This is a genomic window from Agrobacterium sp. DSM 25558, from assembly GCF_900100825.1.
GTDB lineage: Bacteria > Pseudomonadota > Alphaproteobacteria > Rhizobiales > Rhizobiaceae > Agrobacterium.
The window spans coordinates 45,927-66,162 of record NZ_FMUD01000015.1 but is presented as its reverse complement, the minus strand read 5'-3'; the positions used below and the strand labels follow the sequence as shown (position 1 = coordinate 66,162).

Below are 20,236 nucleotides of genomic sequence, written 5' to 3'. Positions count from 1 at the left end.
TCCTCAAGGAGAATGATTATGGTTGTAGCACTTCGTGAATATACGCCCACTGAGGCGGCTGCCGTGAGTGAGATCGGCATTAAATCGGTACATAACGCAATCGACAAACGAATCATTGGAAGTCTGTCTTCCAATTCGCGCAGCCGTGCGATCACTGACGACGATCTGTTGCGCCTGAAGCTCTGGTTCGGCGTCGGTTCAATCCTTTCCGCCGAACGCAGGAAGCGCCTTTTTGCCGCCATCGACGAAAATCCTGAAGCCGACACCGTCAGAGCGGACGACTATCTGATCGTCGACGTTGCGAGAGCGAGGGAGCATTTAACCGCGCGTGGCGAAGCGCTCAGGGAAGCGGACAAGATCATACACAGCGTGAAAGGCGTGGTTGGCGGCGAGCCGGTCTTCAAAGGCACGCGCGTTCCAGTCCGAACGATCGCTGCGATGAAATTGCAAGGCGCCGCTACGGACGAGATCGTCGAGGGCTATCCAGCTCTTACTACGCGTATGGTGGACCTCGCCGAAATCTGGGTAGCGGCTCATCCTGCCCGTGGGCGGCCACGAAAGTTGTCGGAACAGGGACTGAAAGTGAAGTCGGTGAAGCGCTTGCCTCTTGAAGCCGAAAAGCCCTCGGGCAAGGCTTCGTGAAGTTCCTCGTCGATGAATGCCTGCACACGTCTCTCGTGGCTGTGGCTCAAGAGCACGGCCACGATTGCTTTCACGTCAATTGGCTGGGCCTGAGCGGCGAGACCGACTGGGATCTGATGCCCCGAATCGTCGCGGAAGACTTTACATTCGTTACGAACAACGCCCGTGATTTCAGGAAACTCCATGCGCGAGAGGATCTGCATGCTGGCCTTGTGATCATCGTACCGCAGGTCCTACCAGTGCAGCAGCGGGAATTGTTCACGCTCGTTTTGCAGGAACTTGGCGGTTCTCCGGACCTGGTGAACGAGGTGATCGAAATCGCCATCGACGGGGAAGAGGCTCTACTGACGCGCTATGCACTGCCAGAGTGAAGAACCATACCCGCCAATTTGTACAGATCGATCCAAATCTCGATCCGTCGGCGTTGTATATTTGCTCACACTAATTTCATGCGTTGGAAACACACTAATTTGATGCTCTCGGACCACCGCTGGTAAGTAGTTCGACCGACGTTCCTCACGGGAAGACGACCTCACGCTATGGCTGAGCACCGATGCGAGATAAGTCCACCCGCATCTCCGCAGCGCCTATTTTCTTTTCGTCCAAGGATTCCACCTCAGTCTGCATGGGAGCCTCGGCATCGACCGTAGCCGCCTCCGCTGTATCAGCAGCCTGCGGTTTCTTTTGGGTGGTTATTGCCCTACCCGGATCCTCCGCGTGAAAAATACTCACACCCTCGAACTCACCGGTCTTCCAGGCATAGACTGCATCCTCGAACATTTGCTGGAACACGTCTTCTCCAGTGGGATTACCATACCATTTCGCGACGATCCTGAGGACCTTGGCGAACATCGCCGTCCCTATGCGAAGGTTTTGGCACGCATCGACAAGGTCGGGTTTCAGATCCGCGGGTTTTGTCACTCCCACACCAGCAGGGAGCTGGGTCAGCCCAACGCGAACAACCGCATGGCCAGCATATTGCCGCACAATCGCCATAGCGTCCTCTACCGATGCTGGTTTCGGAACAAGAATCATTCGACCGCCGGATTTGACGGTCACGGTGAGGGGATCGGCCGAGCCCGCTGCCCTCACAAATTGCTCCACGATCGCGGGTTTGACGAAAGGGTCTGCGCATTCCTTTATCAGTGCGGCGTCGAGCATGGAGTGTTCCTCGGCTTTCAAGAGTTAAAGGCAACGACAAGCGGTCTTGCGAAGAGCTTTGCCCACGAAGTCGCTGTGGCACGCTGGATGGCAATGATCGACGTCCCTCTGGTCCACCAGCCATTTCCCACGGCAACGACAAAATCCGGGTCGTGCAGCATGGACTGGAGGATCGGCCACACGAGCAGTTGCTCGTAGCAGATCAGCGGCGCTGCCCGATTGGCGCCGATCGGGATTACGGGGTTCGCAAAGAAATCCGCCCTTGCTCCACCGCTCTGCCCGAACAAGGATCGCCATGGTTGCCACATCGCGCCAGGAACCGGCATACGTTCCCGATAGACGATGCGGCCACCCCTGCTGTCGATCGCGACCAGGACATTGTCATACCCGGTGGCGTCAAGCAGCGCGGCACCAGCAATAGCCGTCTCCCCGCTTGCACGGAATGCGCCGGCCCAAAGCCGCTCGACAGTCGGTGTCCAGAAGCCAAGCGTACTTTCGGGAAGCACCACGTAACGTGCGCCATCGCTGGCCGCATTCTGAAACGTTTCTCTCAAGTCACGTTGGCGTTGAAGACCGGCGTCCCGACCAAGCGAAGCGCCCATTTGCAGATCGACGCCGCGCCATCCCTCAGGTAGGGTCGGATCGGTCCAGATCGCGGCGGACCAAAGCCACAAGCCTGTCAAGGCAGTGGCAACAGCTGGCCAAGTGCGGGTTACAAGGCCCACAAGGCCAGCTGTCATGAACCCAAGTCCCCACCATCCCCATCCTGGAAACACAACACCCGCGGCTGTGACGGGATGCGCCCAGCCCGTGATGCCGAATGGTGGGATGGCCATGACGGCTGCTGCCACAAGATAGCGAAACGGACGGACTCCGCTGTTCCTTGTCCAAAGTACCGTATGCACGGCAACGAAGCCCAACGACGCGCACAGCCAGAGCAACAACCCCGGCCAGATATCGGACGAATAGAAGGCGGCGACGCCCTGTGGCAAACCTCGCGATGCGGCCAGGAAATATCCGGCCGATACACATGCCGCCACCAATCTCGTTCGCGCGATTGACCAAAGAACGGGAAATCCCAGCGCAACCGGCAAAAGCAACACGTGGCCGCTCCAGCCCACCAGGCCGATCGCGATGGAAGCGAAAACGGGTGCAGCCGCCCGAAGATCTTCACGGCGCATAGGTGAGGACCTCCTGCGCCAGACCGAGAACGCCAGAGGCGGGCACCGGACCGAAGTATCGGGCGTCGTAAGAGCCTGGAAACGAGGAATAAAGGAAGACATGTCCTGGCGGAATGGTGCCACTCGGAAAGGGCGTCAACGACCGACCTTTTCCATCGCGCAGTGCGATATCTGAGGAGGGGGCCCTCCTTCCATCCACGCTCACGCTGTCGCCGATTTCGACATGCTGTCCTGCAACGGCGATTACTGTCTTGATCAAAGGTGCGAAACCGCCTGGGCAGGAACCAGAGTGGAAATAACCTCGTGCCCTAGCTGCACGCATCGCCACCGTTTCCGGTGGGCAAATGAACAAGAGGTCGTCGACTGCTGCCGGTCGATGAAGCGGGATGATACGCCACAGGCCGAGTGGCGCGCTCGGGGTCAGATTGATGCGGTAACCGCCGGAGACGGCGGTTACCACCAGCAGGATGGCGGCTACGGCCACTACCGACAGAGCCACTATCGCTCGTCGCTGCTGAGCGGTCATGGACCGGAGCGTTTCATTTCCCGCCCTCATTTCAGCGAGAGCCCCTGGCTTTTCGTCTGTCGCAGGGTTTCGGCCTGTTTGAGCGCTTCGGTCGTTCGTTCATGCGCGCCAAGCTGCTGCACTGTCCGCATGGAATTCCAGGCGGACTGGACCTCCGCCTTCTGGCCGGTCGTCATGCCTGCTGTGACGGTCTCGAATGTCTTGCCGTCAGTGTCTTTCGCGGCCAACGGCAGGAAGGTCCGTTCCCCGAAACGCTCGGACACAGCCCGGGCGAAGCCTTCGAGTTCGGCCTTCACCATTTTGTCGGCGAGCGCGTATTCGAGACCTGCGGGCAAATCGTTGCGATCGATGGCATCGCGCACGCGTTCAAGCGTTTGCCTGGCAGATGGGGAGAGCGCCGGGATGTCGACCGAAACCTTCAGCCGAACCGCGCGCTCCTGCGTCTCATGTTTGATTTCGGCCTCGGCCCGCTCACGAAGGTAGCGTTCAAGATTTCTGGAGAGCGCCGGCACATTGGCGATGGCTTTTTCCCGGTCCTGCCTGTCGGCACGGCTGGCGAGAAGACCGGTCTTGCCCTTGAGGGTGCCGAAGCTTTCTGGCTCGTGCGCGATTTTTGCCAGCGTGGACTGCGCGACCGACTGGTCCTTGATCATAGCATCGACATCAATGGCCTTGAAGGCTGCTTGCGGGTTCGCATAAACGAAATGGAAGCGGGTCGAGACGTCGTCCCATTGCATCTTGAGACCGGGGTCCGCGGCGAGCTTGTCTTCGACAGCCTGGTCGAGCGATGTCGGGAAGATGGTGATGCCTGATACCATGGGCCTGGCCTCCTTGATTGTATCGGTGATGGCGTGTTTGTTGCTGCCGCGGCCAAGCCCGAGCGCTGTGCCGATGGCGGCAAGACGGGTGCCGAGGTCGGCGAGTTTGTGTTTCTGCCGGACGGCCCATTGAAGACGATCATGTGCGATCGTGCGGGCGACGTTCATGAGATGCAGGCCGCGGGCCTCGGCAAATCGCAAGGCGTGGCCGTAGAGAGTGCTCTGCTCGTAATCGAGGGTCGTCTCCTTGGCGTTTTGGCGCGACAGGATTGGAATGAGGCCGCCCGCCTTGGCAAAGGAGCGACTGCCGTAGTAGACGGCGAGATCCTCACGGTGGCGGGTCATGGCCACATAGGTGAGATGCCGGTCCAACGAGAGGGATGCCAGGACCTTCACCCGGTCGACGGTGGCGCCCTGGGCTTTGTGGATCGTCGTCGCATAACCATGATCGAGAGTGTTGTAGAAGCGCTGCTCCACCGTGACCTGGCGACGATGCTCGCCGTCTCCAACCTCGGCAACAATCCGTCCGGGTGCAGCCTCACGCACTTTTGCGAGCATGCCGTTCTTGACGCCAAGGCTGCCCTCGTTCTTGAGGAACACGATCTGGTCGCCGGTCGCGAACATGCGAGATCCGTCCTCTGTCCTGAACACAAAGCCGTCTTCGAGAACACCGCGCTCGACAAGTCTGGCGCGGGCCATGTCGTTGAGCTTTCGCACGTCACGACGAAGGTGTGCGAGGATCAGGCTGGTCCTGGAAGGATCATAATCGCGATCCCAGTCGGCGATCAGGCGCTCGACCGCCTGTGCCTTGAGGTCCGATCCCCTGACATGTCCATGTGCGCGATAGGTATCGACCGCTTGGCCGACGTTACCGCGCGCCAGATCAAGCGAAGCGTCGCGCATCCATTCCTGGCGCTGACGATAGATCGTATCGAGTTCGGCATAGCCGATGCGATCGGCGATCGCACGGAAGGCAGCACCCGCTTCGATCGGTTGAAGCTGTTGCGGATCGCCGACAAGGACGAGCTTGGCACCGGCCTTGGTGACGGTTTCGACCAACAGCGCCATTTGCCGTGACGACACCATGCCGGCTTCGTCCAGGACGAAGACGCATCTGTCGTCGAGCTGGTTGCGTCCCTGGTTCCAGCGAAGCTCCCACGACGACAGCGTGCGGGAAACGATGCCCGCTTCTTTCTCCAAACCTTCGGCGGCTTTGCCAGCCAGGGCTCCGCCGACCACACGATAGCCGGCCGCTTCCCAGGCCTCGCGCGCTGCCTTCATCATCGTGGTCTTGCCAGCGCCAGCGCGACCGATGACAGCGGCAATCCGCGCGGGCGCAGCGACATGGCTGATCGCCGTTCGCTGCTCCTTCGACAGACGGGAATGGCGCGCAAAGGTCGCCTGCAGCACTGCCTCCCGGACACCATGGGAGGTGCTGCCGGAAAGCCAGATCGCACGATTGGCCATCTCGGCTTCAAGCCGGATCATCTCGCGCGTGGTGTACTTTGCTGGAGAACGAATGCCAGTCGTAAAGTTGATCCGCTCGCGTTCCAGCCGGAGCGCTTCCGGGCTTTGCAGAATGCGAACCATCAGACTTTGGAAGAGAGCGACATCGTCGATATAGCGGTACAGGACCTTCGCGACATCGCGCTCGTCGAACACGCTCTTCTCGCGCGTGATCAGGTCGAGCACGATCTCCGGACGGCGCTGGATACGGCGGGCGTTTTCGCTGCGACGCTGCTCCTGGATCTCGATGCGTTCGAGGTTGGAAGTTGAGGTCTGCGACGTGTGGTCGGACCGCTCGGCCTTGCGCGCGATGGCTTTGGTGCCGACGCCGAGGTGAAGGGTTGGCTCGAGATCGATCCCCTGCTTTTCGAAGGATCGGCCATCGATGCGCAGATCGAGACCGGCGAGCGCCAGATGTCTGTTCTGGCAGGCAAACCAGCCGTCGCGAAACGCGTTGAAATCCTCCGTGTTGCCAGCCCATAGCTGATAGACGATCTTGCCGGCATCATTGCGGATTGGCGTGCCATCCGGGCCTGTTACCGCGACCTTCTTCGAACCGAAACCGTCTTCGGTCAGCGGGCGCAATGTGGTCATGAGATGGACGTGGGGATTGCCGGGGGCGTCGTGGTAGACCCAGTCGGCGACCATGCCCTTTTCGGTGATGTGGCTTGTCACAAAGTCGCGCATGAGCGCGATGTTCTGCGCGGCCGTCAGCTCGAGCGGCAAGGCGATGGTGACGTCCTTTGCGAGTTGTGCGTCGGATCGCTTTTCGAAGTCCTCCACCTTGTTCCAGAAAGCCTCGGATGCGCCAGCGACCGAGCGATCGGCAATCATGCTGCGCACCCATTCCGGCGCGTCATCAGGGACCACGAACGCCTCATGCAGGAGCCCCTGCTTGCGGGTGTAGTCGATCGTCCGGGCTTCCCGCTCAAACTCCATCTTGGCGCAATGCCGGTAGGCCGCCGACAGGACGGCGCTGCGGCCGGAGCCACGGGCGACGATGCTGACGGAGAAGTGCGGGACGGCCACGGCGGAGTTCTCTCCCGGTTGCGAACGACATCAAAGCGTTCGTCGGGAGCGGCGGCGTTATCAGGCTCTGTCAGCAACACGTCGCGCCAGCGACGTATAATTGCGCCCTTGGAAGCCGTCCTTCGAACGGCCGGGATCATTCTCGAAAGCATCGCCGTTGGCGATTGTAGGATTCACAGTAGTGCGTCCCGCACTCCATTCCGAAAAACTGGGTTCGAAAGACAAGCTTTCTCACCCAGGAGACGATCGGACATGAAGAAGCCATCCTCGAAAATCCGCGATGAAATCGCAAAGCTGCAGGAACACCTCAAACTTGCCGAGACGAGAGAAGCCGAGCGGATCGGAAGGGTCGCGCTCAAGGCGGGTCTTGGCGAGATCGAAATCGACGAGGTGGAACTTCAGGCAGCGTTTGAGCAACTGGCGAAACGATTTCGCGCAGGCAATAGGGCAGACAAGGGCGGCACGAGCGGATGGAAGAAGAGCACCGGCGACAGCAGCGGAGAAGCGTCGAGCGAGGCGGACGCATCTCGCGCGGGCCCGGGCAGCGGTGGTGAGGCTTAAGCGTATGGCGAGAACGATGACATCCGACGCCCGCAAGAAGGACACGCGCGAAAAGATCGAGCTCGGCGGCCTGATCGTCAAAGCCGGGCTGCGTTATGAGAAGCGCGCGCTGTTGCTGGGCGCGCTTCTCGATGCTGCTCGCAGAATGAAAGGCGACGAGGAGGAGCGCTCCAGGCTTACGGCAATCGGTGTGGAGGCCTTCGGCGATGACCATCAGTAGGGTTGCGCTCGTGGTCGCACCAGGGACGTTGATGATCCTGACTGTCATCGGAATGACGGGGATCGAGCAATGGCTTTCCGGTCTGGGTAAGAGCGAGGCCGTGCGACAGGCTTGGGGGCGGGCGGGGATCGCATTGCCCTATGTGGCAAGTGCGGTAACCGGAGTTCTGTTCCTGTTCGCGAGCGCCGGCTCGATCAATATAAAGCAGGCAGGTTGGGGCGTCCTTGCCGGATGCGGTGGGACGATCCTGGTCGCAGCGGTCCGCGAGACGATGCGCCTTGCTGCCTTTACGAAGACGCTGCCAACCGACAAGACGGTCTTTGCCTTTCTTGATCCGGCAACAGCGATCGGAGCGGGCGTAGCACTGATGTGCGCCTGCTTGGCAATCCGCGTTATACTGACGGGCAACGCCGCTTTCGCACGGCCCGAGCCGAAACGCATTCATGGCAAGCGCGCGCTCCATGGGGAAGCGGATTGGATGAAACTGACGGAAGCCGCGAAGTTGTTTGCCCAAAAGGGTGGCATCGTCATCGGCGAGCACTATCGGGTAGACAAGGACAGTGTCGGAGTTCGGGCGTTTCGAGCCGACAGCGCTGAGACATGGGGTGCCGGTGGCAAGTCGCCATTGCTGTGCTTCGACGGCTCGTTTGGCTCGTCGCACGGGATCGTTTTTGCCGGGTCCGGCGGCTTCAAAACGACGTCCGTAACAATTCCAACGGCACTGAAATGGGGTGGCACGCTGATCGTACTCGACCCCTCGAACGAGGTCGCACCGATGGTCTCTGCGCATCGCGGCGGAGCGGGGAGGGACGTGTTTGTCCTCGATCCAAAGACGCCCGACGTCGGTTTCAACGCCCTCGACTGGGTTGGACGTTTCGGCGGAACCAAGGAAGAGGACATTGCCTCCGTTGCCTCATGGATCATGAGTGATAGCAGCGGCGTGCGCGGGGTGCGTGACGACTTTTTCCGCGCATCGGCACTGCAACTGCTGACAGCGCTGATTGCCGATGTTTGCCTGTCCGGTCATACGGACGAAAAGAACCAGACGCTTCGACAGGTGCGCATGAACCTCTCTGAGCCGGAGCCGACGTTGCGCAAGCGGCTTCAGGATGTCTACGACAATTCGGGCTCGGACTTCGTGAAGGAAAATGTCGCAGCCTTTGTCAACATGACGCCGGAAACCTTCTCGGGTGTCTATGCAAATGCGGTCAAGGAAACACACTGGCTTTCCTATCCGAACTATGCCGGCCTCGTTTCGGGAAAGAAGTTCTCGACCAGCGATATCGCGGCAGGAAACACCGACGTCTTCATCAATATTGACCTCAAGACCTTGGAGACCCATTCCGGTCTCGCCCGGGTCATTATCGGCTCGTTTCTCAATGCCATCTACAATCGTGACGGTCAGATGAAGGGGCGTGCGCTGTTTCTTCTCGACGAGGTGGCCCGCCTCGGTTACATGCGGATCATCGAAACCGCGCGCGACGCCGGACGCAAATACGGCATCACCCTGACGATGATCTACCAATCCATTGGCCAGATGCGCGAAACCTATGGCGGTCGCGACGCGGCGAGCAAGTGGTTCGAGAGTGCCAGCTGGATTTCGTTTGCCGGTATCAACGATCCCGAGACAGCCGATTACATCTCCAGACGCTGCGGTATGACCACGGTGGAAATAGACCAGATCAGCCTCAGTTCGCAGGCAAAGGGATCATCGCGAACGCGCTCGAAGCAACTCGCTGCCAGGCCACTCATCCAGCCTCATGAAGTGTTACGCATGCGTGCGGACGAACAGATCGTCTTTACCGCAGGAAATGCACCGCTCCGATGCGGACGAGCTATCTGGTTCCGGCGAGATGACATGAGGGCTTGCGTCGACGGGAACCGTTTCCATTCCAACGCATCTGTGCCACCAACAAAAACAAAATGAAGTGGAAAGTGACGTGACACACAGGATGGGGTGGCGGGTAGGTGCGAAAGATGCCGGTGTAGCGCTGCTGGTCGCAATCGTAGCCGGTGCTGCATACACGGCGTTGGGCGTCGATCTTGGAATTTTTGCTTCGACTGCGATGGCCTCTCCGCTGTCGCTTGACACACAGTCGGCCGATTTTTCTATCTGCGGGAAAAGTCGCCGCGTAAACTGCGTCGTTGACGGCGATACATTTTGGTTTCACGCCAAGAAAATCCGGATCGCCGATATCGACGCGCCTGAACTCAGCCCGCCCCGATGCGAGGTCGAGCGCGCGAAAGGGGAAGCGGCAAAGCAGCGGCTGCTTGCGCTTCTCAACGGCGGAAAGTTCTCAATTACCGCCACTGGCAGGGACCATGACCGCTTCGGTCGCGATCTGAGGATCATCACCAGGAATGGCCGCTCGATTGGTACTGTGCTCGTGGAGGAAAACCTCGCACGCCGGTGGGACGGTCGTAGACGACCGTGGTGCAATTGATTTGATTAGTTCTATCGTACCCACTCGCGGCATGGTCTTTCTGCAGCCCGGTCCGCTCTAGCAAGTCGTGCCTAATGCGACGTCCGACGGCGAGAGGATCTTTACCGAACGGCCGAAACCGCATAGCCGGGTTCGGGGAGCAAAGCGAGTAGAGCCGTAGGACGAAGCCGTCTCGCCCGATTATTCGGCGGGCTGTTTCATCACAATAATGAATCGAATGGTGTCGACCGATTCATAACTCTCGTTGGACGAGAAAGGCAGGATCGGCGAATCTGTCCGTATGATCTACCAACCCTACCACATCTATACAGAACGAACGGACCCGACGAAAAACATGGCCCGGTTCTATGCCATGGAAATCTCCCGAAGCTTGTTCGGAGAGCCCTGCCTCATCCGGCGCTGGGGCCGCATTGGAGCGTCCGGGCAGAGCATTGTGCATCATTTCGAAAACGAGCACGATGCTGTGGTGCTCTTTCTCGACCTTGCCCGGCACAAAAAATCGCGCGGCTATGTGCCGAGATCGGCGTAAAGACGGCAGAGATGATAGACACGCAACATCGCGGGTATGATTTCGAACAGTTGGCGCACCCTGATCAGAGCTACAAATGGCTATTCGAGGCCAAGATGCGCCCTAAGGACGCTCGTGAAAGGAAAGTGGCTACAAAATCATCGATTGCGTGGCCAAAAGACACGCTTACTTAAGTCAGCAGTTGGCGCAAAGTTGCCGAGGCAGGTGTTTGCCCCATGCTCAAAGGCGCGATTACTCCACAGAGGTCGGTCTCCACATCCGGCAAGCCTGTATAAAAGTGATCGCGTCATTGGACTGATCAATTGGGAACACGGCTGACCTCCCTGGCAACACAGACCATTAAATGCGGGCGCTCATAAAGCGATCGCGAGAAATTGGGGGAACCGCTAGTCCTTGTCGCGGTCGCCTCGGCCGGCAACCTCGCTCGATCTGAGCAGCTATTTCCCGATTCCGTGTGGCACCAAAAAAGCCGGGCCGGACGACGCCCGTTCCTGGCTCCATAGTCCGAGGGAAGAGGCCCGCCCGATGGGCGGAGCCTCAATGCCTCAATCGCGGTTCTGTCGGGACCAGATCAGCTGGTAACCATCTTCGCCTTCGACTTCGGTCAGGGTTGCGTATATCGGAGCAGGGAAACTCGGGTCGTCCAGCTTGACCGAGAGGTAGTCGCGATCACTCTCAGTGGATCGCTTCTGCCAGGCCGCACCCAGCTCGACAGCGCCTGCGTAGATGCGGAACTGCGGGCCCTTGTCCGAGGGGTTTTCGACGCGAGAGATACGGGCCTTGACGTTGAGGGCGAGGGTGCGGATGGAGCCTGTGAAGCCAGTTTCTGTGGAGTTGAAAGTGCCGATGGTTGCCATGGTGGTGTTCCTTTGCTTGTTCGGGCCGCACCATTGCGGCCTCGATGGCAGTCGCAAAGACCGGGGACGATCGGACCGCACCCGCCGGGGTCCCCTTCGCGCCTTACGCGATGGGGTGGCACAGGGCCGCAATGCAATGAAGGGCGGCCGGAGGAAACTTTGTTGTGCGCGAGGAATGCGAACGCAGTTCGCTGGGGAAGAAAGTTACAGACGGTCGTTGCGGGAAAATGATCGAGGCGCAGCCGGTCTCCGGTCAGACATGCCCCATCGAGCCCGCAGATGGAGCCCCGGAAACAGGTGGAGGGATATCGCTATGGCGATCTCGGGACTTGGCCCCTGCGAGAAGGGCAATCTTGGAATAATCGCCTCGGACAATCCGTCGATCATCACCCATCCCCAGCGAAAACCCATCTCATGAGAGGAGCCGGTTACATGGAAGTATTCGCGCGCGCTCGTTCGTCGGTGACGTCGCCATGAGGATCCATTCGTCAGGACACAAAGCCAATAACTGTTGAACGAGAGCCATCCCGTGGACTCACGTCCTATACTGGCCAGCCCTCGGTCTGTGGGAAGCTGGATCTTCGCTGCAACAGGTCCCGCACTTGAACGGTGTCGGGTCGTGGCAACGACGGCCTGCGATGATTACCTCCGTTGCTGACAGAATGGTTGGCTTCAAGCCGCCTTGGTTCCAGCCTCGGCTACCCGCTGCAGATCATGAAGATAACTCATAGCGCGCTGCGCATGTGCCGCTGCCTGAAAGATGGCGCGCTTGTCGCCTAACAGCACGCGCAGCCAGGACTGCAGGTAGGAGGCGTGATCGGGTCGCGGCTCCAGTTCCGGAACAATGCCAAGATCGGCACACAGGAAGCAACTCCCGAGTTCTGCAATCAACTCTTCGCGGGCGCGCTCGCTTTTGTCCCTCGCGTAGCGGCTGAGATCGCGGCCGACACGGGAAGGATGTGCCGTCCAGTGCGTGGCTTCATGGCTGAGCGTCGCCACATAAGCCGCAGCATCGCGAAACGTCTCGAACGGCGGCATCTGAATATGATCCGTCACCGGCGAATAGTAGGCCTGACCGCCGCCATGTCGGATCAGGGCACCTATATTGAGGAAGAAGCGATCGGCCTGCTCGATCCGCTCTAGGGGATCAAGGTTCTCAGCAGGCTGCCCGTAGTAGTAATCGGGAAGTCCATCGATCTGTTCGATGTTGAAGACCGAGTATGTTTTGAGAAAAGGAATCTCACGGTCGATCTCATTGCCTAAACCGTCGCTTTCGGATTTTGTGAAGCGGCTGGCGAAAACGACAGTCGAGCCCGTTTCGCCCTTGCGCACACAAGCCCCGACTTCGAGCGCCTGCTTGAATGTCATCCACATCGGTGAGGAGAAACCCCGCGCTACCCCCTCCGACCAGAGAAGCAGCACGTTCATTCCTGAATAGGGCAGGCCATTATGCCTCAACGGTCGGGTGATGCGCCCCTGTGTGTGGGCAACACTCCACGGCATCATCCATGGTCGAACGCCTTGTTCGAGATCGGTCACGATTCGATCGGTGACGCGAGAATAGATGTCGCTGCGGTCGCCTGCCGATTTCCTGGTCATCTTCATTTCTCCTTCTTGTCCGACCGCGCCGATCGCGGTTCGTCACGGAGGTCCTGAAGCAGGAGGCAAAGGATCTCGTGCGCACCCAAGGGGCCGGAACGAAGAGGAGGACGGCAAAGCCGTTGCGCGCGAAGACCGTCTCCTGCAGGAGCACCGGCCGGGACGGACCGCTATCAACCGGGCGCTCTCCGGGTTCAAATCTCAACATGGAATGGGCCGACCCCGACTAGGCCCGCCCGATTCGAAAGAAAGGAAATGAGCGGGGCCGGAGCCCCGCCGGTTGGGATCAGCCGAGAGCATCCATCTGAACTTCCGCCGCCTTGCGGTCGAGACTGGCACCCGGATTTTCGACCGGGCGTTCGAAGGGCTTCCAAGTCTCGCCGATAACCTGTTCGTAGGCGGCAACTGTCCCCTCTGCCGCCATCCTGAGTGAATGGGCCTGGATGCCCATGTCGGCCGCGAATTCTCGCTTGCGCTGGGCGGCGCTTTCGTAGCCGACTGGACCATCGAGGTCCTCGTCACGGGCGTCGTTCGACGCCTTCGCGGTTGCGTCGCGCGCTTCCGTGACGGCGCGGGAGTAGAACTGCCCGGCGCCATGCGCCGATCCGACGAAGGCTCCGACGATGCGCTGCAGGTGTATCTGCATGGCCTTCTCGCCCAAACCTTCGGAGAGGCTGTCGGCGGTCTCGACGATCAGCCGCTCGTGGAGGTTGCGGATGCCATCGCTGTCGACGAACGTAGTGCCGAAGCTTTCGGCGATCTTGATTGCCTGGGTGACGTCGGGGCAGGAGAGGCGGACCATTTCGAGGGTGGTGCCGCGGCGAGGTTGCGAAAACCTGGCGTTGGAGCGGTTGGGAGTGGCGGACTTGGCCATGTCTATTCCTTCCTTGACTGCTGAAGCGGTTCCGGCCCGTGCCGGTCTGCCCTTCGATGCGGACGACCAAGAACCGGCAAGGGACGGGCGGTTTCACAGGTCCGATCCGACTGAGCCAGCAGGGCAGGGTTGCGGGCCAGCAGGTTTTGACCTGAGCAGACCGCGAGCCTGACCTCGCGCAGTGAGGTTGGATCGGCCGCCATGCGGCGCGACAGCGGCCTTGAAACGACCGACCGCCGGTTCAGACCGCAGCACAAGAAGGGCAGTTCGGCACGGGCCCGATGCCAGTCCCCAGCAACGAGACGGTACCATGGCCAAGACCGCCGTGCCTATGACATCGAAGCCAGGCAAGTCCAGCACCAGCGCCTTCGTTTCGGGTCCGCCTATATCGGCGGATGATGCACAGGCTCATGATCGCGACGTTGGCATTCACCGATGACCAGCTCATTCATCGCCATTCTGCGAGCGATCATGTCGAGTTCGGCCCAATGCTCGAAGGTGAGGCAGTCCACGAGCTCCTGACGGTAAATACGAGGATCCGATCGGCGCCGCGCCCGGCTCCAGACCCTCACCGTCGTCGCCTGTCTTCCGGCGCGCGCCGCAATCTGCCGCGTCAAACAATCGAGATGCAGCTGGGTCTCGCGCCGAGCGCCGATTGCTTTCGCCACGTTCAAAGTGCGGAGGTCGATCATGGCCCACCCCCCGGCTTTCCCAACCAACGAAAGAGGATGGCCCGTCATATTCGACGTGACGCGCGTGATTGATGACAAAACCGAACCGGCCGCGACCAGCATACTCCTCACTGGGGACAAGGAAGCGACGCCGATGGTTGCCTGGCTTTCGGTCACTATTAACGACCGCCACGACCTCGATCATGCCAGCGTGTTCGCCAGATAGGATCGCAGAGGTGACAACGAAGTCGTTCCTGTGACGTTGATCGAACGCCCGACGGTCCTTGGCCCAGCTCTCGCCCTCGGCCAGCACGCAGCCGTGGATCATCTCCCAGGCGTCGGGCCAGATATTGCGAACGGTCTTCTCGGCCATGGACCGCTCATAGGCGGTGAACAGGTCCGGGAAGGTAACAGCCACGATCGCCCACTCACAGTCCTCCTCGTACCACGGCGTGTCCTTGCGTAACAAAGGATGGACTTTGGTGTTACGATCAGCTGAGAGATGGAGACCACCGTGGCCGGAGGTCATGTGGAAGACGATGCCATCGCTATAAATGACCGCCATCTGCGATCCACCCCATGGGGTACTCGCTGACATGCGGGTCCGCACACGATCGAGGCTAGCGAGATCGCGTTTATGCCCGGCAGTCTCAGCGACGCGCGACCGGAATTCGGCTTCGTCAGCGATCTGACCGTCATGCCCTATGAAGTCGGCCCGTGTTAGTTCTGCAAGCGGCCGCCGAACGGCGACGGCACGGCCAAGATAAGAAAATCCACTGGGTGAAAAGACCATAGCAAGGACTAGATCACCAATGCGGGCGACGGGCAGGCCGTCCGCGCTGGTAGCAAACTCCACCCCCGAAAGATCGGGGGTGGATGCAGCCATGTTCGACTGGACAGCGGCGATCATGCGGCTGCCCTCTGGTCGCGGTCGTCGTGGTCCGGAAGATCCGCATCCTGCGGCACCCTATCGACCACATCGTCGGCTTCTTGCTCGGTCTGATCGTCCGATGGGTCATCGAGATCGTTATCCCTATCATCCTGGGACCCAGCGCCGACCAAATCCGTGGCAGCGCCTGCACGGATCCATTCGAGCAGCTCGTCTGCCGTTGGCGCGAAACGGCCGGACGGATGGACAAAACGGTCATTTGCGAAATGCTCCACGAGCGCCGCGCGGGTTTCGCGGACCTTCTGCCTCGGCTGAACGGCCGCTTCGGCGCAAGACGCTTCCAGCGCCTGCCGGGACAGGCACGAGAGGAACTCCTCCGAACCCATGTTCGGCATGAATTCGTCCGCGCCGATCGCGACGCCGGCGATGCGCGAGACCATGCCGCTGTTCGACATGCCGCGGCGGCACGAGAGAACATCGATCAGCACGGAGCGGACCGCGACCCGGAGCTGCTCCTGATCGAAGGCGAGCTTGCCATGCTCGTCAAACAGTCCGACCGCATGGCGCGAAAAGCGTTTTCCGCCGTAGAACGTCCCATCCGCACCGGAGTCGACGCGAACATTCTGCCCGGCGAAGGCGAGCACCGTCAGCGCCATCAGCATGTCATCCTCGATCGGCGCGCGACCGAGTGCGTCATGTAGGGCGTCGGTGCAGAAATCACCGATCATGTCATGACCCTTCTGCGTGACGTCGGGCCGGGCCCTCGACATGGTGATTGCATCGGCATCGTCGCCACTAGCGACCGATCCGTCACCAGCAGCCCCCTTCGGCTTCGCCACCTCCGGCATGCGGTAATGCACGGACTGCACCTTGCCCTCACGATCCAGATAGAGCGCCGTGTGATCGGACTTGGAGGGCTTGCCATACACCTGGGAGGCCTTCTTCGGCAGCTCTGGCTGGCCCCAGCTGTTGACCTCAACAATTCCGCCGCGCTTGGGAAGGTTGCTCGTCATCCATTCATGCTGGGCACCGAGAAAGCCCTCGACATTGGTGGTGTAGCGCCCGTCCTCGTCGGCCGGCGCGAAAAGGTCCTCCACCCACTCGATGCCGTAAGACTGGGCCAGATCGTCACCAAAGCTCGCATCGCGGGCGTACATGCGCTTCTTGGTAAGCGCATTGGCGATCTGCCACCACGGAGCGGTGTCTCCCTTCTTCGGCTTGTGCGCTTTCCAGACTTCCTTCTGGTCCACCTGGCCTGCTGCCGCGATAATCCGCAGCTGCGGCTCGGACGGCATGTCGCCCAGGGCCATCTGCTCGAGCATTGCCGGCAGGACATTGGCAAGCAGACGCAGCTTGCGGATCTGGCGAACGGGGAGGGCGAGAGCGACCGCGATTGCTTCTTCGGTCCAGCCGAGAGCGACGAGACGTTCGATGCCGCGCCACTGATCCACGGGGTTGAGCGCCTCGCGAACCGAGTTTTCGACCATCGAGCGCATGGCGCCATTATCGTTGGCGGCATCCACAACAAGGATTTCGATTTCTTCCAGGCCGGCGGCGATGGCAAGGCGCACGCGGCGATGGCCGGCATCGATGATATAGCCATTTCCGCCATCGGGTTCTGGTGCGACGACGGGAGGCTGGACGATGCCGACGGCCTTGATCGTGGCCAGCATCAGCGCGTCGGCCTGCGGCGACGACTTTGACTGGCGCATACGGTTGGGATTTTCTTTCAGCGCGCGCGGGTCAACCTTCATGATTTGCATGGGAGCAGTCCTTTCGAGAGGTTACCGACCGGCACCTTGCCGGCCCTTCCTGTCTTCTTTTTTTCGAAGACACCTCCCGGACCGCCGAGCGGCCGGACTGCCGCAACTGCGGCCGAGCATCCCTGCTGCGCGGGACGAGCGGGGCTAATAGCCCTGCGCGGGACAAGCGGCCGGGATCGCGCAGACCGCGGTTGAGCGACAGCGTCGGTAGGAGGACCGGTCTGCGATCGGTTCATCCTCCCTGCTTTTCTTTTTCCATTTTTCACGTCTCAATTCGAGCCGACGCTTGAAGACGATCAATGCTGGGGGCAGCGATGCCTGGAGGGCGCGACTAGGTTCGGCGCCCTAGAAGGGCCAGCGCGTCAGCCATCATACGCTTCAAGATGAGTTTCCGGTTTTCCGGTGCGACAAAGGCCGCTTCCGGGATAGCAACAGCAGCAGGCGAGGGCATGGCGGTTTCGGAGGGCGGAACCGGAAGGGGCTCTTCGATCATTGCGGGGACAACGATGTGCGTGATCGTTGTTTCATCGGATTTTACCGAAACGGTGACCTGTGCTCCAGAGCGGAGACGGTCGACCCCCGTTTGAGCGGCCTCTCGCTCATCTTGAGCTTCTACCAGCGATGACTGCGTTACAAGAAAAAAAGGCATGTTTTTCCACGGAGTGTATTGATTGAGGTCTCGTCTGCAAATCGATCTCGGTCAAGGTGGGGGACCACATTTGCGGTCGCCTCCGACGCAAAAAAGGCGCTCGACCCGTTGGGGGAGCGCCTTTTTTTTAGATGCCGGGACAACGTCAAACGCCGCTGCGATTGCAGTGAGCAGGACATCGTCTCATTGAGAGGTGATGCTCAGATGTTGTTGACGAAGGAGAATTTCAAGTCGCGATCTGGACTACCCCCTGATAGATCTTCGCGTCTATCCGAACGTCAGGCGAGGCAGCATGAGCACAAATCCCGAGACCCGCAGAGCCATCGCGCAGCGTGTGATTGATCGCGCGGCGGCGCGTGGTATGCCGATCGACAAGGATCCTGCCTTCGTTGCTTTGCTGGAGGAATGGACCCGCGGAGATATCGACATGAAGGCTATGCGCGAACGGTACCTTGATGTAATCGCTCTTCAAACTGCCGAGCGGAGGGGCCAGCGCAAAAGCCCCCTAGTTATAAACCTCTCGAAATGGTCGGACGAGGCGAACAAAGAATAAAAAAATGGGCCTGCGGAAACCGCGGCCCATGAAGTGTGGAGATTTAAAACCTCCAGAGGGGAACAGCTGCTGCGACGGAACTGGGAGGTGACCGTCATATGCATCAGCTGGAGGCACTATGCCTGATTTTTGATCATCAGGAAAACATTTATTATTCAACGCAGCTATGCAGGCACCGCGACGGTCTCGTCGTCCAGATCTGCCGCCAGTTGAGCTTCGATTGCCCGCAGCTTCAGCCGCTTGTCCTCCAGCTCGTCTGCGAACGCGAAAACGCCTCCGTCTCGCGAACGATAGGATACCAATCGCCGCTTGGCATCTTCGAGCCGCTGGCGATACTGGTGCTGTTCCTCATCAAAGCCGCCAAGTGCGTGCTCCAGCCGTGAGATGGCACCGAGCGGTGTGACCGTGATCGCCAGATCGATCTCGTAATCTGCGCCGGTGCGCTGGAGCAGGGTCTCGTAGCGATAGCCATCGCCCTTGCCGAACCGCTCGCTCTCGTAGACGAGATCAAAGCCGCCGATTGTCGCCAGATGAACTTCACCTTCTTTCTGGAGCTGAAGAAGCGTGAGGATTTCCTTCATCAGCGCTCGGCCCGCCTCCTTGCGCTCGGTGTGCTCTTCACCGAGTATCATCATGGTGAAGGCATCACCGGTGGTCGGTGCCAGTCGCACGATGTCCTGGCCGATCTCCCCGATGCGTCGGGTGGCGATTTCTATCTCTCGCTCTGCGTCACGCATCTGCCGGCGGACGGCATATTGGTCGTCCTCATGAGCTGCGCGCAGCCGTTCGAGCCTGGCAAGATCTGCCTCCAGTCCTGCCTTCTGCATCAGCCGCTCGTCGCCCGACGCGATCGCCTTGGCACCCTTCAGAATCCGTGCCGGTACGAAGCGCGTGAACCGCAGGTAGCGCCAGGTTTCAGATGACGGTCGAGGATTCTGACGCGATATCCATCGATCATGGATCGTCGCAATCGCTGTTTTTGTTGGCGCTGCCGCCATCCACTCCGGTTCTATCGACTGGAAGCCGATGAGACCGGCGACACGGTCCAACGCCTCCAGGAAGCCGCCTCCGTCGAGGCGTGCAACAAGTGAGAACACGTCGCCCTTGTCATCGCCTAGCGGATCGAACCAACCCTGGCCTCCATGGGTGACGATAACGATCTCACCGCCGCGGCGGTATTTCACAGCCCGGCGGGTGCTTTCCTTCACATCGATCGCGAAGCCCGATGTCTCCAAAACCGCTCCGCACCCGACCCGTTGGCGAATTTCCTCAATATCTGTTCGCTTCATCATCTTTCCGATCGCCTGGTGATCGTCCCTTGTTAATTTCCTTTCCGCATTCTTCGCGGACCCCTTTAGTCCGGCGCGAAGAGCAAAGGCGGCAAGGGCGGGGTTGGCAATTGGTGAATCCTGCAAAGGATTCGCCAGCCCCGGCGGCGCTTCCCTTGCCACCGCTCGCTCGCAAGCGGCAGCCGGAACGGCAAAAGGCGGCTCAATGAGCCGCCCAGGGAAAAAACTCATGCTTATGCGCAGCTCCGCATAAGCACGAATATGAGCCGTGGTGACTTATGTTCACCTCAGGCTGGGGGGCCATCAGCGCGAGGAGCTTTGGCCGAGCGGCATGAACATAATCTTGGTAATGAGGAGCGCGGGGCGACGCTGGCGGCGAGATCTCGCGTGCATTGAAAGCAAATTGGATTGGCAATCGCGTTGCTCCTATTCGATGGACCAAGGTATTGTCTGGAAACAGCAATATTTGTAGATG

General features: G+C 60.0%; 20 protein-coding genes and 1 pseudogene. 10 read left to right on the top strand and 11 right to left on the bottom strand.

From position 1 onward, the window contains the following. Positions 1-18: 18 nt before the first annotated feature. The gene (locus tag DSM25558_RS14295) at positions 19-642 is read left to right on the top strand and encodes a DUF433 domain-containing protein (protein WP_065661783.1); all 624 of its coding nucleotides are present in this window, start codon (positions 19-21) and stop codon (positions 640-642) included. Beyond that, positions 639-1,013, top strand: coding sequence for a DUF5615 family PIN-like protein (locus DSM25558_RS14290; RefSeq protein WP_077105419.1), 375 nt, complete (start codon positions 639-641; stop codon positions 1,011-1,013). Before DSM25558_RS14295 ends, DSM25558_RS14290 begins: the two co-directional genes overlap by 4 nt. A gap of 166 nt (positions 1,014-1,179) precedes the next feature. Here DSM25558_RS14290 and DSM25558_RS14285 read toward each other — a convergent pair whose 3' ends face one another. The 4 genes from DSM25558_RS14285 to traA are packed head-to-tail and all read right to left on the bottom strand — an operon-like array spanning position 1,180 to position 6,863. Beyond that, positions 1,180-1,803 carry a TraH family protein gene (locus DSM25558_RS14285; RefSeq protein WP_077105418.1) on the bottom strand — a complete coding sequence of 208 codons (624 nt, stop codon included), beginning with the start codon at positions 1,801-1,803 and terminating at the stop codon, positions 1,180-1,182. A 17-nt stretch (positions 1,804-1,820) separates the two neighbouring features. Next, positions 1,821-2,984 carry a conjugal transfer protein TraB gene (locus DSM25558_RS14280; RefSeq protein ID WP_077105417.1) on the bottom strand — a complete coding sequence of 388 codons (1,164 nt, stop codon included), beginning with the start codon at positions 2,982-2,984 and terminating at the stop codon, positions 1,821-1,823. Continuing rightward, positions 2,974-3,510, bottom strand: coding sequence for a conjugative transfer signal peptidase TraF (traF, locus tag DSM25558_RS14275; protein ID WP_065661779.1), 537 nt, complete (start codon positions 3,508-3,510; stop codon positions 2,974-2,976). Before traF ends, DSM25558_RS14280 begins: the two co-directional genes overlap by 11 nt. Before the next feature lie 26 nt (positions 3,511-3,536). After that, positions 3,537-6,863: a Ti-type conjugative transfer relaxase TraA gene (gene traA / locus DSM25558_RS14270; RefSeq protein ID WP_077105416.1), complete on the bottom strand. Its 3,327-nt coding sequence runs from the start codon at positions 6,861-6,863 to the stop codon at positions 3,537-3,539. Positions 6,864-7,115: 252 nt separating this feature from the next. On the opposite strand from traA, the gene traC reads away from it, so the two are divergent. The 5 genes from traC (at position 7,116) to DSM25558_RS14245 (ending at position 10,617) form a co-directional block, all read left to right on the top strand. Beyond that, positions 7,116-7,424, top strand: coding sequence for a conjugal transfer protein TraC (gene traC, locus DSM25558_RS14265; RefSeq protein WP_077105415.1), 309 nt, complete (start codon positions 7,116-7,118; stop codon positions 7,422-7,424). 4 nt (positions 7,425-7,428) lie between these two features. Continuing rightward, positions 7,429-7,644: a type IV conjugative transfer system coupling protein TraD gene (traD, locus tag DSM25558_RS14260; protein WP_065661776.1), complete on the top strand. Its 216-nt coding sequence runs from the start codon at positions 7,429-7,431 to the stop codon at positions 7,642-7,644. Beyond that, a complete protein-coding gene (gene traG / locus DSM25558_RS14255; RefSeq protein WP_083716462.1) occupies positions 7,631-9,571 on the top strand; it encodes a Ti-type conjugative transfer system protein TraG in 1,941 nt (646 codons plus the stop codon). Before traD ends, traG begins: the two co-directional genes overlap by 14 nt. A 13-nt stretch (positions 9,572-9,584) precedes the next feature. Then, positions 9,585-10,088, top strand: coding sequence for a thermonuclease family protein (locus tag DSM25558_RS14250; RefSeq protein WP_244554195.1), 504 nt, complete (start codon positions 9,585-9,587; stop codon positions 10,086-10,088). A gap of 280 nt (positions 10,089-10,368) precedes the next feature. Beyond that, on the top strand, positions 10,369-10,617 hold the full coding sequence (locus DSM25558_RS14245) for a WGR domain-containing protein (protein ID WP_065661775.1): 249 nt from the start codon (positions 10,369-10,371) through the stop codon (positions 10,615-10,617). Positions 10,618-11,162: 545 nt separating this feature from the next. Here DSM25558_RS14245 and DSM25558_RS14240 read toward each other — a convergent pair. The 3 genes from DSM25558_RS14240 to DSM25558_RS14225 form a co-directional block, all read right to left on the bottom strand. Further along, entirely contained in the window at positions 11,163-11,474 is a 312-nt protein-coding gene (locus DSM25558_RS14240; protein ID WP_042615792.1) for a DUF736 domain-containing protein, read from the bottom strand. Between the two features lie 672 nt (positions 11,475-12,146). Then, a complete protein-coding gene (locus DSM25558_RS14230) occupies positions 12,147-13,073 on the bottom strand; it encodes an ArdC family protein (RefSeq protein WP_077105412.1) in 927 nt (308 codons plus the stop codon). Between the two features lie 286 nt (positions 13,074-13,359). After that, entirely contained in the window at positions 13,360-13,947 is a 588-nt protein-coding gene (locus DSM25558_RS14225; protein WP_077105411.1) for a hypothetical protein, read from the bottom strand. On the opposite strand from DSM25558_RS14225, the gene DSM25558_RS28850 reads away from it, so the two are divergent. Together DSM25558_RS28850 and DSM25558_RS29650 are read left to right on the top strand one after the other, a co-directional pair. Beyond that, the gene (locus DSM25558_RS28850; protein WP_159442499.1) at positions 13,946-14,119 is read left to right on the top strand and encodes a hypothetical protein; all 174 of its coding nucleotides are present in this window, start codon (positions 13,946-13,948) and stop codon (positions 14,117-14,119) included. The genes DSM25558_RS14225 and DSM25558_RS28850 overlap by 2 nt on opposite strands. Positions 14,120-14,257: 138 nt before the next feature. After that, positions 14,258-14,386 carry a hypothetical protein gene (locus DSM25558_RS29650; RefSeq protein WP_256387067.1) on the top strand — a complete coding sequence of 43 codons (129 nt, stop codon included), beginning with the start codon at positions 14,258-14,260 and terminating at the stop codon, positions 14,384-14,386. Positions 14,387-14,391: 5 nt separating this feature from the next. On the opposite strand, the gene DSM25558_RS14215 is transcribed toward DSM25558_RS29650, so the two are convergent. From DSM25558_RS14215 to DSM25558_RS14205, 3 genes are all read right to left on the bottom strand, one after another. Further along, positions 14,392-15,528, bottom strand: coding sequence for a DUF7007 domain-containing protein (locus DSM25558_RS14215; RefSeq protein ID WP_371479991.1), 1,137 nt, complete (start codon positions 15,526-15,528; stop codon positions 14,392-14,394). Beyond that, entirely contained in the window at positions 15,525-17,270 is a 1,746-nt protein-coding gene (locus DSM25558_RS14210; RefSeq protein WP_077105410.1) for a ParB/RepB/Spo0J family partition protein, read from the bottom strand. The genes DSM25558_RS14215 and DSM25558_RS14210 overlap by 4 nt, the downstream gene beginning before the upstream one ends. Positions 17,271-17,601: 331 nt before the next feature. Continuing rightward, positions 17,602-17,919: a hypothetical protein gene (locus tag DSM25558_RS14205; protein WP_077105409.1), complete on the bottom strand. Its 318-nt coding sequence runs from the start codon at positions 17,917-17,919 to the stop codon at positions 17,602-17,604. Between the two features lie 292 nt (positions 17,920-18,211). Between DSM25558_RS14205 and DSM25558_RS14200 the strand changes: the two genes are divergently transcribed. Further along, on the top strand, positions 18,212-18,472 hold the full coding sequence (locus DSM25558_RS14200; protein WP_077105408.1) for a hypothetical protein: 261 nt from the start codon (positions 18,212-18,214) through the stop codon (positions 18,470-18,472). A 164-nt stretch (positions 18,473-18,636) separates the two neighbouring features. On the opposite strand, the pseudogene DSM25558_RS14195 reads toward DSM25558_RS14200, so the two are convergent. Further along, a pseudogene (locus tag DSM25558_RS14195) lies at positions 18,637-19,332 on the bottom strand (lactate dehydrogenase); the annotation flags it as partial. Between the last annotated feature and the right edge of the window lie 904 nt (positions 19,333-20,236).

What these genes read in the sequence shown, in the direction of transcription:
- DSM25558_RS14295 (WP_065661783.1), top strand. Translation starts at nt 19, where the DNA reads ATGGTTGTAGCACTTCGTGAATATACGCCCACTGAGGCGGCTGCCGTG.
- DSM25558_RS14285 (WP_077105418.1), bottom strand. Translation starts at nt 1,803, where the DNA reads ATGCTCGACGCCGCACTGATAAAGGAATGCGCAGACCCTTTCGTCAAA.
- DSM25558_RS14280 (WP_077105417.1), bottom strand. Translation starts at nt 2,984, where the DNA reads ATGCGCCGTGAAGATCTTCGGGCGGCTGCACCCGTTTTCGCTTCCATC.
- traF (WP_065661779.1), bottom strand. Translation starts at nt 3,510, where the DNA reads ATGACCGCTCAGCAGCGACGAGCGATAGTGGCTCTGTCGGTAGTGGCC.
- traC (WP_077105415.1), top strand. Translation starts at nt 7,116, where the DNA reads ATGAAGAAGCCATCCTCGAAAATCCGCGATGAAATCGCAAAGCTGCAG.
- traD (WP_065661776.1), top strand. Translation starts at nt 7,429, where the DNA reads ATGGCGAGAACGATGACATCCGACGCCCGCAAGAAGGACACGCGCGAA.
- traG (WP_083716462.1), top strand. Translation starts at nt 7,631, where the DNA reads ATGACCATCAGTAGGGTTGCGCTCGTGGTCGCACCAGGGACGTTGATG.
- DSM25558_RS14245 (WP_065661775.1), top strand. Translation starts at nt 10,369, where the DNA reads ATGATCTACCAACCCTACCACATCTATACAGAACGAACGGACCCGACG.
- DSM25558_RS14240 (WP_042615792.1), bottom strand. Translation starts at nt 11,474, where the DNA reads ATGGCAACCATCGGCACTTTCAACTCCACAGAAACTGGCTTCACAGGC.
- DSM25558_RS14230 (WP_077105412.1), bottom strand. Translation starts at nt 13,073, where the DNA reads ATGACCAGGAAATCGGCAGGCGACCGCAGCGACATCTATTCTCGCGTC.
- DSM25558_RS28850 (WP_159442499.1), top strand. Translation starts at nt 13,946, where the DNA reads ATGTCTATTCCTTCCTTGACTGCTGAAGCGGTTCCGGCCCGTGCCGGT.
- DSM25558_RS14225 (WP_077105411.1), bottom strand. Translation starts at nt 13,947, where the DNA reads ATGGCCAAGTCCGCCACTCCCAACCGCTCCAACGCCAGGTTTTCGCAA.
- DSM25558_RS29650 (WP_256387067.1), top strand. Translation starts at nt 14,258, where the DNA reads ATGGCCAAGACCGCCGTGCCTATGACATCGAAGCCAGGCAAGTCCAGC.
- DSM25558_RS14215 (WP_371479991.1), bottom strand. Translation starts at nt 15,528, where the DNA reads ATGATCGCCGCTGTCCAGTCGAACATGGCTGCATCCACCCCCGATCTT.
- DSM25558_RS14210 (WP_077105410.1), bottom strand. Translation starts at nt 17,270, where the DNA reads ATGCAAATCATGAAGGTTGACCCGCGCGCGCTGAAAGAAAATCCCAAC.
- DSM25558_RS14205 (WP_077105409.1), bottom strand. Translation starts at nt 17,919, where the DNA reads ATGCCTTTTTTTCTTGTAACGCAGTCATCGCTGGTAGAAGCTCAAGAT.
- DSM25558_RS14200 (WP_077105408.1), top strand. Translation starts at nt 18,212, where the DNA reads ATGAGCACAAATCCCGAGACCCGCAGAGCCATCGCGCAGCGTGTGATT.